This window comes from Flavobacterium anhuiense (genome assembly GCF_050990855.1).
In the GTDB taxonomy this organism is placed as follows: Bacteria; Bacteroidota; Bacteroidia; order Flavobacteriales; family Flavobacteriaceae; genus Flavobacterium; species Flavobacterium anhuiense_C.
Genome location: NZ_CP158861.1, coordinates 5,215,721 through 5,230,658, shown reverse-complemented (window position 1 = coordinate 5,230,658; position 14,938 = coordinate 5,215,721). Strand labels below are relative to the sequence as shown.

Below are 14,938 nucleotides of genomic sequence, written 5' to 3'. Positions count from 1 at the left end.
TCGATTATATTTTAGAAAGATTGAATGATTGTGATAATTGTCCTGATACTGAAAGTAATTCGTAATATTTTTGAATAATGGTTGCTTTAGATAAAGCAGTTTGAATTTTGGCATTTAAATGTTCTACATCGGCTTCTACCAAATCATTAGTGTCAGATAAACCGTTGTCGAATTTATCTTTTACCAATCTGTAGTTTTCTGCAGCTTGCTGAAGCGCTTCGTCATAAACAACACTTTGGTTGATGGCTAAGTCGTAATCTTCAATAGATTTCTGAACTTCAACCTTAATTTTGTCAGTCATAATAGCCTCAGTATTTTTTACTTCCAGAGCTCTACTTTCTGCCTCTTTAACGTGCACATTGTTTTTTAGAATTCCTGATAAATCATAAGATAATCCAATTCCGAAATTCATAGCATATTTCACAGTTACAATATCTTTTAAATCTAATGCTGTGTAACCACCAAGCAACGAAATTGCTGGATAATATCCTGCTTTTGCTACTTTAATATTAGCTTCAGAAGCTTTTCCTTGTAATCTTATTGCTTCTAGATCTTTTCTGTTCTCAAGTGCAACAGCATCAGATGTAATAGAATTACTTGTTTTTAAATTAAAGAAATCCTCTTCATTTACCTGAATTTTTACATTAGGATCTAATTTAAGCAATGTAGTGAGGTAGTAATTGATGTTATTAATATTATTATTAGCTTCATCGATAGATAATTGCGTTTTAGAAACCAATAATTGTGCTTTTAATAAATCATTTCTAGGAATGATTCCGTTTTTCTCCAACTCTGTAAAGTCAGTAACACGTTGCTTTGCACTTTTTTGATTTTCGTTTAAGACATCTAACGTTTTTTGTGCTTTGTACAATGCAGTGTAATAAGTGATTGCTTTTAAAGCAACATCTTCTTTAGTTTTTGCGGCATTAGCAGTTTCTGCCTCGTACATCCCTTCATACGCATCAATGCTGCTTTGAATTTTGAAACCAGCAAAAATAGGAAGACTTAAATTGGCCATTCCTAACATAGCTCTGTCTGGAGAAGCTAGAGAAGCACTAGCATCTTGATTAGGCAAATCAATCGATGCTTTAGTAAGGCGCTGATATTGACCAGAAATTTTAAGATCTGGGTATTGATTGTTTTTTACGGTTTTTAATTCGTACATTTTTGTGTTTACCTTAGTGTTGGCAAGCGTAACTTCGTTACTCTTTTCCCAAGCCATTTGTACGGCCTCTCCCAAGGTTAAACTTGTTTTTTCTTGTGCTTCTATTGAAGAAATCCCGATAAAGAAAACTCCAAAGAGCATTAATTGACTAATTTTCATAAACAAGTAGCGCTTTTATAGTTTGTTGAATGTGCTTTGTAAGATCGTTTTTAATGTAATTGTTAAACTTTTCTTCTGATTTTAAATCCAATAATTCTTCGAAGAAAGAGCGATTCATGTGAAAGTGAAAAAAGGTTCCAATAATCGTTGGTGTAATAAGTTGGATATTAATATCCTTTCTAAAAACGCCTTGCGCTTGTCCTTGGTTAATAATGCTTTCGACAGATTTTAAGTTTCCCTTTTTTAATTCTGTAAAAGCTTGAAGGCTCTTTTCTCTCTTTTTATTATAAAGTTCGAAATGTAACACTCTGTAAATCCCCTTGTTAAGGCAAATTCTGTTAATGTAAATTTCGATTAATTTATTGACTTTTTCAAGAGGTTGAAGATTTTCTTGTAATAAATTTTCGAGCTGTAATTTTAAATCAACAGTTTTGTAAAAAATTAGAGCTTCCAGAAGCCTTTCTTTTGAACCAAAATAATACGAGACCATGGCAATGTTGATTTTTGCCTCTTTGGAAATATCCCGTATCGATGTGCCCTCAAATCCCTTCTCAGAAAACAGCTTTTCAGCGACGTTAAGAATCTGAATTTTTTTATCGTTTAATTCGATGTCTGACATGGTATTGTTTCTAATCGGATGCAAAATTAAACACTTGTTTAATTTAAACACTTGTTTAATTTTATTTTAACATAATATTAACATTAAACGATGTGGTTAAATTATCAGGAAAAACACGTTATTACCAATGTTATTAAGACTTTGAGAGCTGTACGTAAAAGTTAATGTCTACCTTTAGATCTTGCACAGTACTTATCTTTTCTATTTTTATAGACTGCCATAACGTTGTTGGATGTAGCCAATTTTCTTTTGTCCAGTTTGTTTTAATTGGCATTGAGAAATTATCGTTACAGCTAGAATAACGATAATTTAATTCTTCATTTTTGTAACTGTATTCTAAAACAGGGAATTTATTTGTTCGTAGATATTGATCGAACAAATAGCTAAATTCAATTCCCGCTTTCTTATTAATGTAACGTTCTGTTTCTTTTGTAGTTACCACTTTATTATGAAAATCATGATTGAGTCCGCGGAGAATTTCTCTGAATTTAATATCATCATTTATAATAGATTTTATCATGTGCATCACTGCCCAGCCTTTAACATAATTATCATTGCTGCCATCTTCATTTATTCCATATCTGCCTATAACAGGCTTGTCATTTTCTATAGTTCTAAATCTTCCGTTCATGAATTCATTTCCAGCTTGTTTTCCGCATAAATCGGCTATTACAAGCTCTTCTGCCAAACCTGCAAATCCTTCCTGTATCCAGCGGTCGGCAATGTCACTTGCTGTAATATTATTTCCAAACCATTCGTGAGCAATTTCATGAACTATAATTTTATCTGTTTTTTTGCCCCAACCCGTATTAGAAATATCGCCTCCTTTTTTATTTGTTCCTTTTTTGTACGAACTGCCATAAGCAATTGCGCTCTGATGTTCCATTCCGATATAAGGAGCTTCAACCATTTTAAAGCCGTCTTCATAAAAAGGGTAGGGGCCAAACCAGCTTTCTAGAGATTTCATAGTTATAGTAACTTCTGGAATCATATGGTTTTCAGCTTTTTGTTTATTATAATCCAATACCCAATAATCCATATTTAGTTTTCCTTTTTCTCCATTAAAGCTGCCATTTAGGTTTACATAATTTCCAATATAAAAGGTAATTCCGTAATGATTAATCGGATTTTTGACTTCCCAAGAATATGTTGACGTAGTATCATTATTTTTTATTTTTGATTGCAAACGCCCGTTCGAAACTGCCATTAAACCTTCAGGAGCAATAACATGTATTCTAGCACCTTTATCAGGTTCATCATAAAGAGTATTTTTACAAGGAAACCACAGACTTGCACCTTTATATTGACACGCTACAGAAATCCAAGGTCGATTTAAAGAATCTTTAGACCAGACTAAACCTCCATCCCAAGGTGGTTTAATAGATTCTGTCGGTTTTCCAGAATAATAAATGGTAATCTGGTTTTTCTTAGATAGCAGGTTTTTGGGAAGTTTTGCGTACCAGATGTTTTCATTCTGGGTATAATTTATCTTTTTTCCTTTCTGAAAAATACTGTCAATTTTTAGAGGAGCTACAAGATCAATCTGCATTAAATCAGAATGATTTTTGTTAACGATAGTATATTCAATTGTATTTTTTCCTGATATTGTTTTGGTATTGTAATCAGGTTTTATTGTGAGATCATAATGTTGAATGTCCCACCAGATTCTTTCAGAAGTAATAGAACCGTTTAATGTATCTTGTTTTGTTGGTATATGCGTTGTTGCATTTTCTTGTGCATATACCAAACAAAACATTAAATTTAAGATAAATATGAAAAGTACTTTTGTTGAATAATTTTTACGCATAACACGATTTGTAAAATTAGATACCGTGTAATTTACGTTTAATTATCGAATCTCTCCAACAAACTCAGCAATTTTTCCGCTTCCATTTTCTGCCAAATGTTTAATAAAAGCACTTCCAATAATTGCCCCTTTAGCATATTTAGTTGCTTGGCTGAAAGTTTCTTTATTTGAAATTCCGAAACCAACAATTTGAGGATTTTTCAAATTCATAGCTGCAATTCTTTCGAAATACGTTTCTTGAGTATTTCCAAAACCAGCTTGAGATCCTGTTACGCTTGCAGAACTTACCATATAAATAAATCCGTTTGAAACGCTGTCAATAAAACGAATTCTTTCGTCTGAAGTTTGAGGTGTAATCAAAAATACATTGATTAGACCATATTTTTCGAAAATAGCTTTGTATTCGTCAGCATAAACATCAACTGGAAGATCTGGAATAATTAAACCGTCAATTCCAATTTCAGCGCATTTTTGGCAGAAAGCTTCAACTCCGTATTGTAACATTGGGTTAAAATATCCCATAATAATTAATGGAATTTTTACGCTTTCGCGAATGTTCTTTAGCTGATCGAAAAGGATTTGAGTTGTCATTCCGTTATGAAGCGCCTGTGTAGAACTCGCCTGAATAGTTGGTCCGTCTGCCAAAGGATCACTAAATGGAAGTCCGATTTCGATTAAATCTACTCCATTTTTTTCTAAATCCTGAATCATCTGCACCGTATCATTTAAGTTCGGATATCCGGCAGAAAAATAAATAGAAAGTATCTTTTTATCTTCTTGTAATTTCTGAGTTATTCTGTTCATTTTAATATTTTTTATCCTAACAGGTTTTCAAGAACCTGTTAGGTATGTTTATGTTTTGTTTTAGTCAAAGATTAAAAGCTTATTTCACGCAGATTTCAAAATGATTTAAGCTGATTTGCGCAGATTTTTTTAGTTTTAAATCTGCTAAATCTGCGTGAAACAATTTTTAATCTTTGTAATTCTATCGTTCTTTTTAAAACTTTATAATCTTACTCGTCCAATCATCGTCTTGTTTTTCAACAATCAATAATCCAGAGTCAGAATCGTTCATTTGAGCGACTAATTTCCCTTTGTTGTTCCAAAAAGCACTTTGTCCCGCTGAAGGCGATCCCCAAGATTCTCCGCTGAAATTAGACATCAATACATTCATTTTATGTTTTTGAGCATAATTTTGCAAATTTCTGTACGCATTCGGAATTCCGTTTGGCGAAAAGAAAATACTCGCTACATAAATATCAGTGTCATTTTTAGCCGCGTTTTCAGGATGCAACGGATTATCGATATCAGCACAAATGGCAAGAGAAACATTTTGATCTTCAATGGTCAGCATCGGATTGTAATCGAAAGAAGAATCGTAAAACTCATCTTCTCCTTCATGCAAAAATTGTTTCGTATAAATAGAAACCGTATCGTCTGGAGCTATAATAAATTCGCCAATAAAAAGTTTTGAATCTATTTTAATTGGTGCGCCAGCGATAATGACAATGTTATTTCTGACCGACAACTCTTTTAAATGATCAATTCTATAATCGTCTTCTGTAAAAACTAAAGCTTCTGCATTTTCTCTTTCGTAACCTGTGATAGATAATTCTGGAAAAGCAATTAAACTAGCTCCGTTTTCAGCAGCCAATTCAATGAGCTGATAGTGATTCAGTAAATTGGCAGAGATATCTCCGCGTTTTGGTTTGGTTTGCGCTGCCGCTAAAATCATTTTTTATTATTTATTTTCTGTATAAACCCAAGCCGTTCTTCCTGATTGCAGTTTAACTTGCACTCTTTTGTATGAATTCGATTCGAATTGATCGACTTTTAACAATTCTGGATTGGTAACTTCAAAAACGACACCATGTATAACGTCTTCCAAACTTTCGCTTGGTACAGCTACAACATAATCTGCCATTCCAAATTCTTCTTCAATTTGTAAACTTTTAAGTTTGAAACCCAAAATTTGATCTGGAGTTCCGCTTAAAACTTTATTAAAAATCTGCATCTGAATTTGTTTCGATCTTAATGTTCCGTATGAGAATAATAGTTCCATAATTATGATTTTCTCTTTATTTGTTAGCGTTAGGGATGGGAGCGGCATCCTTTTTATTTTTTCTTTAAAAATAAAAAGATACAGCGGACAGCCCGCCCGTAGGGAACGCCCAAATTACAACTTTTATTACAATTTAAAGTAATCTATATAATTATCTAAATCTTTGTCGCCACGACCAGAAAGGCTGATTACCACAACGTCTGTAGGCTTAAATTTCTTCTGATCCAAAACAGCAAAAGCGTGTGCACTTTCAATTGCAGGAATAATTCCTTCCAGTTTTGTCAATTGAAGACCTGCATTCATTGCGTCGTCATCGGTAACAGAGAAAAATTCTCCTCTTCCTGATTGAGCTAAATGCGCGTGTAAAGGTCCAACTCCTGGATAATCTAATCCTGCAGAAATAGAATAAGGTTCTGTAATTTGCCCATCTGGAGTTTGCATTAAAAGAGTTTTACAACCGTGAATAACACCAACTTTTCCTAATTTACTTGTTGCAGCGCTGTGTCCGCTATCAACACCTTTTCCTGCTGCTTCAACAGCAATAATTCCAACTTCTGGTTCGTGCAAGAAATGATAGTATGTTCCAGCCGCATTACTTCCGCCACCAATACAAGCTACAACGTAATCAGGATTTTCACGCCCTTCTTTTTCTTTCAATTGCCATTTAATTTCCTCAGAAATAATGCTTTGAAAACGCGTCACCATATCGGGATAAGGGTGCGGTCCAATTGCCGATCCGATAATATAATGCGTGTCAACAGGATTATTAATCCAGTCACGAATTGCTTCGTTTGTAGCATCTTTTAAAGTTCTTGAGCCCGAAAGTGCTGGACGAACTTCTGCACCCAACATTTTCATACGAGCTACGTTTGGTGCTTGACGAGCAATGTCGATTTCACCCATGTACACGATGCATTCAATTCCCATTAAAGCGCAAACTGTTGCTGTTGCCACACCGTGTTGTCCCGCTCCAGTCTCAGCAATAATTCTTTTTTTGCCTAAACGTTTTGCCAATAAGATTTGCCCGATAGTGTTGTTTACTTTGTGTGCTCCTGTATGGTTTAAGTCTTCTCTTTTCAAGTAAACTTTGGTATTGTATTTTTCAGACAAACGCTTAGCAAAATACAACGGACTAGGGCGCCCAACGTAATCTTTCAGCAGTTGGTTGAACTCTGCTTTAAAATCAGGTTCGTCCATTATGCTTAAATATTTCTGACGTAATTCTTCTACGTTTGGATATAGCATTTCTGGAATGTAAGCTCCTCCAAATTCTCCGTAATATCCTTTTTCGTTAACGTTAAAACTCATTTTATTTAAATTTTAAAAGTTGGCAACATCAAATTTGCGTTTGAAATTGCTTAATCTATTTTTATTTTTCAGCCCTGGTTCGATTTCAAATTTACTATTTACATCGACAGCATAAATAGGCAAATTGGTTTTTGAAATTTCTTCAATAGCTTTTAATTCATTCATTCCGATTCCACCACTTAAAAAGAAAGGTTTTTTCGAATTGTATTTTTTTAATATGGTCCAGTCGAAAGTTGTTCCGTTTCCGCCTGGAAGTTTTCCTTTTGTGTCAAACAGAAAATAATCGCAGACATTTTCAAAAGGTTTAATTATTTCAAAATCAAAATTTTCATCGGCAGAAAAGACTTTGATAATTTCGATTTTTTTTGGAAGTTTTTCTTTTAAAGTAGAACAAAATTCAACTGATTCTTCTCCGTGTAATTGTACGGCTTGCAAGTTGTATTTTTCGACTTTTTCCAGAATTTCTTCCTGACTTTGATTGACAAAAACGCCTACTTTTTTGATTGTTTTTATCAATTCGGGAACGTTCCCATTGCAATATCTAGCAGATTTTTCCCAGAAAATAAATCCCATATAATCGGGTAGGAGCGCGCCTACTTCGAGGATATTTTCTGGATATTTCATGCCGCATATTTTGAGTTTCATTTTCGTTGTGTGTTTTTACCGCAAAGTGCGCTAAGGTTTTTTGCTTTTGATTGTGCTTAAAAACGCAAAGTTCGCAAAGCTTTGTGATGAATTTTTTTTGCTACAGATTAATGGATTTCCACAGATTAAAAAATCCTTTTAATCTGTGGAATCTGTGGCAACTTTTTATAACTGTTTAATAAATTCTGTTGCTGCAAGTCCGGCGTTATCGGTTTTCATGAAGTTTTCTCCAATTAGGAAACCTTTGTATCCGTAAGGTTTTAGTTCTTGGATTGCTTCGATTGATGAAATTCCGCTTTCAGATACTTTCACAAAATCATTCGGAATTTGTGAAGCCAATTCTTTACTGAAATCCAAGCTAACTTCAAATGTTTTCAAGTTTCTGTTATTCACGCCAATCATGTCTAAAGTTGGCATAATTGATTTTTCCAGTTCTTCTTGATTGTGAACTTCCAAAAGAACTTCTAAACCTAGTTTCTTGGCAAATTCAGATAATGATTTGATTTCTTCACGAGTTAAAACCGCTGCGATCAATAAAATCAAATCGGCTCCGTGTGCTTTTGCTTCTAAAATTTGATATTCGTCTACAATAAATTCTTTTCGCAAAAGCGGAATATTTACAGATGCTCTTGCTAAAAGTAAATCGTCCAAAGATCCGCCGAAATATTTTCCGTCTGTTAAAACTGAGATTCCGCAAGCGCCAGCATTTTCGTAACCTTTAACCACCTCTTCAACTGTAAAATTATTGTTGATAATTGATTTTGAAGGTGAACGGCGTTTGTGTTCTGCAATAATTCCAGAATTACTTTCTTTTAATTTCTGACTAAGAGAAATCGTCTGTTTTCCAAAAAATACTGAAGCTTCCAACTGCGAAACCGGAATAATCGATTTCTTCAAAATCACTTCTTGTTTTTTGTCTATGATTATTTTATCAAGTATGTTCATTGTATGTTTTGTTTCAGGTTTCAAGTTTCAGGTTCATTTCAACAACGTGAAACTTGAAACCTGAAACTTGAAACAATTTTTTAACGGCTTAGCTCTTGTAATTTTTGTAATGCTTTTAATCCTTTTCCAGATAGCAAGCTTTCTTTCGCTAGTTCAAATCCTTCTTGTGGAGAACATTTTGTAACGGTTGCAATCGCCATTGCTGCATTGGCGCAAACCACATTATTTTGTGCTTCGTTTCCTTTTCCTGAAATGATATTGGTGAAAATGTCAGCAGATTCTTCAATTGTTTTTCCGCCTTCAATTTCGGTTTGCGATAAGAGACGAACGCCAAAATCTTCTGGATTCAACATTCCTTCCATATGATTGGAAATTGTTTTGGTTGGACCAGTCAATGAAATTTCATCATATCCGTCAAGCGAATGTAGGATCGTGAAATTAGTATCTGTATTTTGATATAGATACGCATACATTCTCGCCAATTCTAAGTTGAAAACTCCAACCAGTTGATTCTGTGGAAATGCTGGATTTACCATTGGGCCTAACATATTGAAGAAGGTTTTTACCGCCAATTCTTTTCTAATTGGACCAACATTTTTCATTGCTGGGTGAAATAAGGGAGCATGCAATACACAGATTCCAGCCTGATCGATGCATTTTTCTAGAAATGAAGGATCGTTGCTGAATTTGATTCCCATTTTTTCCATTACGTTGCTTGATCCAGAAATCGAAGAAACTCCGTAATTTCCGTGTTTTGCCACTTTTATTCCAGCTCCAGCTGAAACAAATGAAGCTAAAGTTGAAATGTTGAAAGTGTCTTTTCCGTCACCGCCTGTTCCGCATAAATCGATTGTGTTATAGGCTGATAAATCGACGCGAATACATAAATCTAATAATGCTTCGCGAAAGCCAGAAAGTTCGTCAATGGTAATGCTTCGCATCATAAAAACAGTCAAAAAAGCCGAAATTTGACTTGGATTATATTGACCGCTTGAAATATTAATCAATACGTTTTTTGCTTCTTCTTTTGTAAGCACTTCGTGGTTGATTAATTTGTTTAATATAGTTTTCATTGAATTTTAGTCTTAAAGTCTAAAGTCGAAGGTCTTAAAGTCCTTGACTTTGTAATTTATTTTTTTGCTTGGATTTTTTATCGTTTTAAATGGCGAAAGTCTTTTTTTTGACTTTATGACTTTCGACTTTAAAACTTTCGACTAACATTTAACTATTAATCCAATTCTCTAAAATCCTTTTTCCGTTTGGTGTCAGAACGCTTTCTGGGTGAAACTGAACACCTCTTACGTCAAAGTTTTTGTGTCTTAGAGACATAATTTGTCCGTTTTCGTCAACAGAAGTTGCTTCTAAGTCGTCTGGTAAATTAGCGTCTACCACCCAAGAATGGTATCTTCCTACTTCGAATTCGTTTCCTAAACCTTCAAACAAAATTTCATCTGAAACTACTGTTTTTACGTTTGTTGCTACTCCGTGATATACTTTATCAAGATTTGAAAGTGTTCCGCCAAAAACTTCTCCGATTGCTTGCTGTCCTAAACAAACTCCAAGAATACTTTTCGTTGGACTGTATTTTTCGATTACTGCTTTTAATAAGCCTGCTTCATCTGGAATTCCAGGTCCAGGAGAAAGCAATATTTTCTCGAAAGAAGCAATTTCATCAATATCAAATTCGTCGTTTCTGTAAACAGTAACTTCGCAGTTTAAATCTTCTAGATAGTGCACTAAGTTGTAAGTGAAACTATCGTAATTGTCTATAACTAAAATCTTTTTCATTGTGTTGTTTTTTGTTTCAAAGTTTCAGGTTTCAAGTTTCACGTTCTAACAACTTGACCCGAGCGATAGCGAACTGGCGAAGCAAACTTGAAACGAAGAAAACTTGAAACTAAATTTTCTTATTTTTCTCGAACGTATTTTTCGATAATAACTCGATCTACGCCTAATTTTTCTATTTTTTCTATTCCTTTTTGAATTAAAGTGTCGTTTTGAACTTTCACTACAAATTCAAATTTGTTGTTTTCCCAATCACGGTTGTTGAAGAACTCTAGATTTTCGGTATAAATACTGTCTTTCAAAGTGTATTTTCCGCCTCCAGCAAAATACAGTGCTGATGTTGAGTCTTTACCATTTTTTAAATCATGATTCATAAAAGCAAAATGTGTATCATTTATAATTTTAATCATTTTTGTTTTTGTATTGAAAGTAGAAAACGTGGAATCTTTCTCTGTCGTTTCAGCTGATATAAGACGCCAGGTTCCTTCAATCGGATTGTTCTTTTTTTCTGAATTACAAGATGTCAACGTAATAATTAAAATAAAAATTGATACTGCTTTTTTCATGGGTTTTATAGTTTGTGGTTAATTGTTTTTCAGGTTTCAAGTTTCAAGTTTCAAGTTTCAAGTTTCAAGTTTCAGGTTTCAACAAACTTGAAACTTTAAACAAAGAAAACATGAAACAAAATTTAAATTTTCTCTGCCATTTCTAGCGCTGTGTTTAATGCTCTTAACTTATTATAAACTTCTTGCATTTCGCTTTCTTCGTCAGAGCTTGCTACGATTCCGGCTCCTGCTTGACAATGTAATTGGTGGTTTTTTGAAAGGAAAGTTCGAATCATAATCGCGTGATTAAAGTTTCCATCAAAATCCATAACTCCGATGGCGCCTCCGTAAAAATTACGATTTGTTTTTTCGCAGTCTTCGATTAATTGCATCGCTCTATGTTTTGGAGCACCGCTCAAAGTTCCCGCTGGGAAAGTATCTGCTACAACTTGCATTGTAGTGGCTTTGTCATGCAAATGTCCCGTAACTTTCGAAACCAAGTGAATTACGTGAGAGAAAAACTGAACTTCTCTGTATTTTTCTACATTCACATCGTGTCCGTTTCTGCTTAAGTCGTTTCTTGCTAAGTCAACCAACATAACGTGTTCGCTGTTTTCTTTTTTATCTTCCGAAAGTTCTTTTGCTAAAAGCGCGTCGCGTTCGTCATTTCCAGTTCTTTTGAAAGTTCCTGCAATTGGGTGAATTTCAGCTTTTCTATCTTTTACGATAATTTGCGCTTCTGGCGAAGAACCGAATATTTTGAAATCTCCGTAATCAAAAAAGAATAAATACGGAGAAGGGTTGATGCTTCTTAAAGCTCTATAAACATTAAATTCATCCCCTTTAAAACCTTGAGTAAATCGGCGAGAAAGAACCAATTGGAAAACATCTCCACGGTAGCAGTGTTTTTTGGCTAAAGCCACATTTGCTTTAAACTCTTCGTCAGTTAGATTGGAGAAACCTTCACCTTCTTTAGAGAATTTATAAGAAGCAATATTTCTAGATTGCAGTAATTGCTCGATTTCTGCAATATTGTTTTTGTTATCTACGCTGTGACAGAAGATATATGCTTCATTTTTGAAGTGATTGATAGCGATAATGTTTTGATAAACAGCATAAAAAACATCTGGAATAGAAGTCGCATTGTCTTTTTTTGCAATCGAAACTTTCTCAAAATAACGAACGGCATCGTAAGAAATGTATCCGAACAAACCATTATTGATGAATTTAAAATCGTTTTTTTCTGATTTAAACTGACTTGAAAATTCCTGAATTACCTGCGGAATATTGGTTGAAGCATCAATTGCGATTTTTTCTGAAGTTCCGTCAGGAAAAGTTTTAGAGATAACTTCGTTTTCGATTTTGATTGTAGCAATCGGATTGCAGCAAATGTAAGAGAAACTGTTGTCATTTCCGTGATAATCACTACTTTCTAGTAATAAACTATTTGGGAATTTATCTCTGATTTTGAAATAAATGCTTACTGGCGTTACCGTATCTGCCAGAATTTGTTTGTAGTGTGTATTAAGAATAAAAGGTTTCAAAATATTAAGTTTTATTTTGTTCGTTAATTTGTTTCAATTGGATCAAAAAAAAAGGGCTTGTCGTGATGACAAGCCCTTTAAATTTTATAGTTTTTACAATACCATAGGAAGCTTCGTTCACGACGTCTGACGTAAATTACTCCACCACCAAGTATTGTTTAATATTGTTCTCATTTCTTTATTTTGATGTGACAAAGATATAAATGTAATTTGAATTAGAATACATAAATTTTCAAAAAAAACTTTTCGAAATCTTGAAATTTGTTAAATTTTAATTCAAAACATCTCTATAACTCCTTAATTTCCACTAGCTATCGTGTTGTTTACATTTAATCTGAAATCTGGATTTCCTTTGATGTTTGGAAGCGCAAATAACTCATTAAGTTTCATTTTAGTATATTCTATTCCGTAAGCTGGATTGCCATAATAGTTTTTTATGCCTGGAATATTGCTTCCAGATTCGCTTTCAATTTCACCTTGACAATTATTTGCTACCACATTTTTAAAAGTAATTTTTGACAGGTTGGCTTCCCCATTTCCGATATTTCCTTCCAATAAAATGAATGGTGCAAATCCTGAAACTACACTATTGGTAAGGTTGAAAAAAGTGTTTTCTCTAATGTAAGCAGCTTCTCTAACCAAACCTTGATTGTTTTCTTCTAAATTAACTAAGGTAATGTTATTGGCATTTATTTTAGTCATTTTTTTAGTCATATCTGTAGTAGCCACTTTCTCGTAAGAATCTACTTCAAAGCATCTTGAACCTGAAATATCTGAAGAAAACGGATGACGAACAGCAATACTATTGTTAATGGTGATTTGAGCACCTTGCGTAAAATCAAAATCATCGTCTGTTGTTCTAAATGAAATTAAATTGCTAAGATTCAAATCTCCACCATAACATTCAAAAGAATCATCGTTTGAAAAACTAATTTGAACATGGCTAACCGTTGTTTTTCTTCCAACACCAGCTAGAGAAAGGCCATTTAATTCTTTAGAAGCACTTAATTTTCTCCCTGCATATTCGATCCTCACATATTTTAGAATGCCTGAATTATCCTCAGGATCTTGACCTCCGTAGTGGTTTAAAGTTGGATCTAAGTCGAAAGGTAAAGTATGAATGCCTCCAAGAGAGTTTATTGGAGCTTTTCCTAAAACAATAATTCCGCCCCAGTCGCCTGGTTTTCTATTGTTTATTTCATTTTCTGAGGTAAAGATAATTGGATCAGTTTCCAATCCTTCGGCCATAATTTTAGCTCCATTTGTAATTACAAGTGTTCCGCAGGTTTTATCATCGCCTCGTATAACAGTTCCAGGCTCGATAGTCAAAGTTGCATTATTGGTAACATACACAACGCCAACTAAATGATAAATATTTCGTTTTACTAGTTTAGTGTCTTTATCAATTGTTCCAGCAATTATATTGGTTGCTTCTCCATAGTCATTTCCAGCAGGTTTAAAGCTCGTCCAGTTGGTCATCCAGTTGTTTGTACCAATGATTCCTTTTGGTTGTTGTTGGGCTTGTGCGAAAAAGCTGATAATGAATAATATAGATGCAATGCGTAGTTTTGTTTTCATAACTATGATTTTAATTTCTAGTTTTTGATTTTTTTAATTGTCCCAAAAATAGAAGCCGTATGTTAATCAAAGTCCTGATGCTTATTACGAAAGCGTTATTTTAGTATTAAGAATGTTAAGATTGTGGAAAGTTTTGATAAAAAACAAACCCCGACAGTTTTGCACCGTCGGGGTTTATTGTATTTCTGAATTAGTAAGACTGAAATATTAGAATTTTAAAGCTACAGCCAATTCGAATTCGTCGTTGATAGTTTTATCTCCTAAACCGTCGAAGAAGCTTCCTGAACCGTATTTAATATCGTATTTCGTTCTGTCAACTTTGAAAGCAGTTGTAGCAGTGTTTCCTTTTACAGTGATATCAAAAGTTACTGGTTTAGTGATACCTTTGATAGTTAAGTCTGCAGTTACAGTGTAAACGTCAGCAGATTTTGCACCGATAGTTTTGAAAACTAATTTTGAAGTTGGGAATTTATCAGTTCCGAAGAAATCGTCAGCTTTTAAGTGCCCGTTTAATTTTCCTTGGTATTCTCCAGTTAAATCTGTAGCAGTTAATGAAGTCATATCAACTGTAAAGTTACCGCCAGCTAATTTTTTTCCTTTGAAAACTACAGCTCCATCTTTGAAGTTTACAGTTCCAGAGTGCTCTCCAGTTACTTTTTTACCTACCCATTTAATAGTAGATGCTTTTACGTCGATTTTTTTAGTTTGAGCGTTTACTGAAATACCAGCTGCTGCTACGAATAATGCTATTGCAATAGTTTTTAAATTTTTCATGT

General features: G+C 33.9%; 15 protein-coding genes. All 15 read right to left on the bottom strand.

Features of this window, described 5'->3' with window-relative positions; genetic code table 11:
• Positions 1–4: 4 nt before the first annotated feature.
• The 15 genes from ABTV69_RS22445 to ABTV69_RS22375 all read right to left on the bottom strand — a co-directional run bounded on the left by ABTV69_RS22445 (position 5) and on the right by ABTV69_RS22375 (position 14,936).
• Entirely contained in the window at positions 5–1,324 is a 1,320-nt protein-coding gene (locus ABTV69_RS22445; protein WP_433832860.1) for a TolC family protein, read from the bottom strand.
• Positions 1,314–1,943: a TetR/AcrR family transcriptional regulator gene (locus ABTV69_RS22440; protein WP_433832858.1), complete on the bottom strand. Its 630-nt coding sequence runs from the start codon at positions 1,941–1,943 to the stop codon at positions 1,314–1,316. Before ABTV69_RS22440 ends, ABTV69_RS22445 begins: the two co-directional genes overlap by 11 nt.
• 133 nt (positions 1,944–2,076) lie before the next feature.
• The gene (locus ABTV69_RS22435) at positions 2,077–3,699 is read right to left on the bottom strand and encodes a M1 family metallopeptidase (RefSeq protein ID WP_433832856.1); all 1,623 of its coding nucleotides are present in this window, start codon (positions 3,697–3,699) and stop codon (positions 2,077–2,079) included.
• A gap of 93 nt (positions 3,700–3,792) precedes the next feature.
• Positions 3,793–4,554, bottom strand: coding sequence for a tryptophan synthase subunit alpha (trpA, locus tag ABTV69_RS22430; protein ID WP_433832854.1), 762 nt, complete (start codon positions 4,552–4,554; stop codon positions 3,793–3,795).
• A 193-nt stretch (positions 4,555–4,747) separates the two neighbouring features.
• Positions 4,748–5,485 carry a carbon-nitrogen hydrolase family protein gene (locus ABTV69_RS22425; protein WP_433832852.1) on the bottom strand — a complete coding sequence of 246 codons (738 nt, stop codon included), beginning with the start codon at positions 5,483–5,485 and terminating at the stop codon, positions 4,748–4,750.
• Between the two features lie 6 nt (positions 5,486–5,491).
• On the bottom strand, positions 5,492–5,812 hold the full coding sequence (locus ABTV69_RS22420; protein ID WP_433832850.1) for a gamma-glutamylcyclotransferase family protein: 321 nt from the start codon (positions 5,810–5,812) through the stop codon (positions 5,492–5,494).
• A gap of 126 nt (positions 5,813–5,938) precedes the next feature.
• Positions 5,939–7,120, bottom strand: coding sequence for a tryptophan synthase subunit beta (trpB, locus tag ABTV69_RS22415; protein ID WP_354589310.1), 1,182 nt, complete (start codon positions 7,118–7,120; stop codon positions 5,939–5,941).
• A gap of 12 nt (positions 7,121–7,132) precedes the next feature.
• Positions 7,133–7,765: a phosphoribosylanthranilate isomerase gene (locus ABTV69_RS22410; RefSeq protein ID WP_433832847.1), complete on the bottom strand. Its 633-nt coding sequence runs from the start codon at positions 7,763–7,765 to the stop codon at positions 7,133–7,135.
• Positions 7,766–7,930: 165 nt separating this feature from the next.
• Positions 7,931–8,710, bottom strand: a complete 780-nt coding sequence (trpC, locus tag ABTV69_RS22405) for an indole-3-glycerol phosphate synthase TrpC (RefSeq protein ID WP_433832845.1) — start codon at positions 8,708–8,710, stop codon at positions 7,931–7,933.
• An 80-nt stretch (positions 8,711–8,790) separates the two neighbouring features.
• Positions 8,791–9,783, bottom strand: coding sequence for an anthranilate phosphoribosyltransferase (trpD, locus tag ABTV69_RS22400; protein WP_433832843.1), 993 nt, complete (start codon positions 9,781–9,783; stop codon positions 8,791–8,793).
• A 148-nt stretch (positions 9,784–9,931) separates the two neighbouring features.
• Positions 9,932–10,498: an anthranilate synthase component II gene (locus ABTV69_RS22395; protein ID WP_433832841.1), complete on the bottom strand. Its 567-nt coding sequence runs from the start codon at positions 10,496–10,498 to the stop codon at positions 9,932–9,934.
• Positions 10,499–10,617: 119 nt separating this feature from the next.
• The gene (locus ABTV69_RS22390) at positions 10,618–11,061 is read right to left on the bottom strand and encodes a hypothetical protein (RefSeq protein ID WP_433832839.1); all 444 of its coding nucleotides are present in this window, start codon (positions 11,059–11,061) and stop codon (positions 10,618–10,620) included.
• 122 nt (positions 11,062–11,183) lie between these two features.
• Positions 11,184–12,584, bottom strand: coding sequence for an anthranilate synthase component I family protein (locus tag ABTV69_RS22385; RefSeq protein ID WP_433832837.1), 1,401 nt, complete (start codon positions 12,582–12,584; stop codon positions 11,184–11,186).
• A 297-nt stretch (positions 12,585–12,881) separates the two neighbouring features.
• Positions 12,882–14,162: a hypothetical protein gene (locus ABTV69_RS22380; RefSeq protein WP_433832835.1), complete on the bottom strand. Its 1,281-nt coding sequence runs from the start codon at positions 14,160–14,162 to the stop codon at positions 12,882–12,884.
• Between the two features lie 207 nt (positions 14,163–14,369).
• Complete coding sequence (locus ABTV69_RS22375; protein ID WP_433832833.1) at positions 14,370–14,936, bottom strand: YceI family protein; 567 nt, start codon at positions 14,934–14,936, stop codon at positions 14,370–14,372.
• Positions 14,937–14,938 lie beyond the last annotated feature (2 nt).

Excerpts from the sequence above, each read along its gene's own strand:
- ABTV69_RS22445 (WP_433832860.1), bottom strand. The coding sequence starts at position 1,324 with ATGAAAATTAGTCAATTAATGCTCTTTGGAGTTTTCTTTATCGGGATT.
- ABTV69_RS22440 (WP_433832858.1), bottom strand. The coding sequence starts at position 1,943 with ATGTCAGACATCGAATTAAACGATAAAAAAATTCAGATTCTTAACGTC.
- ABTV69_RS22435 (WP_433832856.1), bottom strand. The coding sequence starts at position 3,699 with ATGTTTTGTTTGGTATATGCACAAGAAAATGCAACAACGCATATACCA.
- trpA (WP_433832854.1), bottom strand. The coding sequence starts at position 4,554 with ATGAACAGAATAACTCAGAAATTACAAGAAGATAAAAAGATACTTTCT.
- ABTV69_RS22425 (WP_433832852.1), bottom strand. The coding sequence starts at position 5,485 with ATGATTTTAGCGGCAGCGCAAACCAAACCAAAACGCGGAGATATCTCT.
- ABTV69_RS22420 (WP_433832850.1), bottom strand. The coding sequence starts at position 5,812 with ATGGAACTATTATTCTCATACGGAACATTAAGATCGAAACAAATTCAG.
- trpB (WP_354589310.1), bottom strand. The coding sequence starts at position 7,120 with ATGAGTTTTAACGTTAACGAAAAAGGATATTACGGAGAATTTGGAGGA.
- ABTV69_RS22410 (WP_433832847.1), bottom strand. The coding sequence starts at position 7,765 with ATGAAACTCAAAATATGCGGCATGAAATATCCAGAAAATATCCTCGAA.
- trpC (WP_433832845.1), bottom strand. The coding sequence starts at position 8,710 with ATGAACATACTTGATAAAATAATCATAGACAAAAAACAAGAAGTGATT.
- trpD (WP_433832843.1), bottom strand. The coding sequence starts at position 9,783 with ATGAAAACTATATTAAACAAATTAATCAACCACGAAGTGCTTACAAAA.
- ABTV69_RS22395 (WP_433832841.1), bottom strand. The coding sequence starts at position 10,498 with ATGAAAAAGATTTTAGTTATAGACAATTACGATAGTTTCACTTACAAC.
- ABTV69_RS22390 (WP_433832839.1), bottom strand. The coding sequence starts at position 11,061 with ATGAAAAAAGCAGTATCAATTTTTATTTTAATTATTACGTTGACATCT.
- ABTV69_RS22380 (WP_433832835.1), bottom strand. The coding sequence starts at position 14,162 with ATGAAAACAAAACTACGCATTGCATCTATATTATTCATTATCAGCTTT.
- ABTV69_RS22375 (WP_433832833.1), bottom strand. The coding sequence starts at position 14,936 with ATGAAAAATTTAAAAACTATTGCAATAGCATTATTCGTAGCAGCAGCT.